Annotated in this window: 1 protein-coding gene and 1 pseudogene; one reads left to right on the top strand and one right to left on the bottom strand. The window is 57.4% G+C overall.

Going from position 1 to position 1528, the window contains the following annotated elements; translation table 11 throughout:
- A pseudogene (locus tag KH616_RS24950) lies at nucleotides 1-217 on the bottom strand (TauD/TfdA family dioxygenase); the annotation flags it as partial.
- A gap of 381 nt (nucleotides 218-598) precedes the next feature.
- Here KH616_RS24950 and KH616_RS24955 point away from each other — a divergent pair.
- Nucleotides 599-1327 (top strand): hypothetical protein, encoded by a 729-nt coding sequence (locus tag KH616_RS24955; protein WP_292254909.1) that lies wholly within the window; start codon nucleotides 599-601, stop codon nucleotides 1325-1327.
- Nucleotides 1328-1528 lie beyond the last annotated feature (201 nt).

Below are 1528 nucleotides of genomic sequence, written 5' to 3' on the forward strand. Positions count from 1 at the left end.
GCTGATCGCGGAACACGAGCACGTGGTGGTCGAGATGCGCGAGATGGATCCGCGAGAAATCGTCATCGGCAAGCGGCTGCGTCAGATCGAGGCCGATCACTTCGGCGCCGAGCGGCCCCTCGAAGGCGCGAATCTCGACGTGCTGCCGCGTGGCGCCCGGCGTCGTGGCGGCGAAGTGGCCGGACGGTCTGCCGGCTGCTGATTGAGTGGCGGTGATGGTCACGAACGAGCCCCGTCGAATGCAAAACGCGAATCTACGATCGCGCGTCGCGGCCCGTCAACGAAGCAAATCCGATACGTTTATCTGCTGAAATCATAAGGATGACGGTGGCACCGCCCGCAACGGCTTCATGTATGCGATCGGCACCCGCATGGCGACGCCGATGCCGCTGCCACGCAGCGTCGCTTCCCTCCATGACGACTTGAGCAGGTTTTCGCTGGGTCAATACAGGCCCGCCCTCCATTGCGTATAGGTCACGTATTAGTTGAACGAGGTAACCGTGAAATCGTGTCGACTTCAATTCTCCCACCAGTGGGCGTTGTTGAAGGCCATCGCGATTCTCGAGCTTGTCGCCTCATCTGCGCAAGCCGACAGCGCATGCTCACTGTGAGTGGCGCCATGGCGGTCATCGGTGGTCAGACCAACATCGTTACCTTAATCAATGATTTTGGCTCGAGCTCCATGCCCGACGCTATGGTCATTTCACGATACAGCCGCTCGAAAGTGAGCTCGCACGAGCATAAGCGGCAGGCAGATACGAGCAGGAGCAAAAACATGTCCAACACATGGTTAGGTCTCGGCGTCATTTGTGTAATCACGGCAATAATCGGCGGTGGTCTCAAGCTTGCCGGGGTCGACGTGCCAGTCATCAACTCAATATTTCGGCAGCGTCTTCTCTTTGTTGCGGGAAACCTGATTATTGCGATTGACCAGCAGGATAAGTGGATGCCTCTTATTTCCCCCGACAAAATAACCAATACCGAGCCGATAACCCTCCAAACAGGAGAGAACCACAGCATTATGTTGTTTCTCGGCCGGGGTGGGCCCGTAACGGTGACGCTCGAACAGCTTAAACAGAATTTCACTGGATTTTCAGGCCCTCGCGGACAACCAGGGCAAGACGCGCTGAGCGTGACCCTTTGTGGGTCGGCAGGCAGCCAGTGCGAGCGACGTCAACTGGGCAAGCTCGATTCTGCCAGCAAGGTCCTCCCGGCGGGTCCCGGAAGTATTTCCGTCTTCAATTTTGCAACCAGCCCGCGTATGACGTTCGTTCTCAAGATACGCCAGCCCGTATGTCTGCCGATGCTCTGTGAAAAGGACCGATAGCCAAATCATCCTATTACATGTGATTTGGGGAATAGGGAGCCACCCGCTGCGCCGCTGGGTCAGGCCGCTGCGAGGCGCCACGCTACATTTAGGTCAATTCATTCAATCGCCAATCGGGAGTAGCGCGTGAATCAGCCGACCACTCTGTTCCTGCATGGGGGACCCGGACTGTCCGCCATTGTGGAGCGTGAACTGTACGGC

Origin of the sequence: Burkholderia sp. (assembly GCF_018375725.1) — a bacterium.
GTDB lineage: Bacteria > Pseudomonadota > Gammaproteobacteria > Burkholderiales > Burkholderiaceae > Burkholderia.